This is a genomic window from Pseudoalteromonas aliena (assembly GCF_038155085.1).
Classification (GTDB): domain Bacteria; phylum Pseudomonadota; class Gammaproteobacteria; order Enterobacterales; family Alteromonadaceae; genus Pseudoalteromonas; species Pseudoalteromonas aliena_A.
Genome location: NZ_JBAKAU010000280.1, coordinates 1 through 210 on the forward strand (window position 1 = coordinate 1; position 210 = coordinate 210).

Consider the following 210-nt stretch of genomic DNA (forward strand, 5'->3'; position numbering starts at 1 on the left):
AGTCGCGCTATGGATGTTTATTATCAGCAATTACCATGCGATGCATTTAATAAGTGTGTGGCAGTGGTTGATATTGGGGCCGTATTAATGCTTGTAAGTGTTGTTCAAGCGGGTGAGACTATATACACACGTGATCAAGTTTTTGGAGGAGAGCAGTACTCTAATAGCATTGTTGCATACTATAATAAGGGGTTTGATGAAGCTGAAATA

General features: G+C 39.5%; 1 protein-coding gene. It reads left to right on the forward strand.

What is annotated here, in order from left to right; translation table 11 throughout:
• A partial coding sequence (gene pilM / locus V6260_RS19395) for a pilus assembly protein PilM (RefSeq protein ID WP_341595633.1) occupies window positions 1-210 on the forward strand: 210 nt, incomplete at both ends.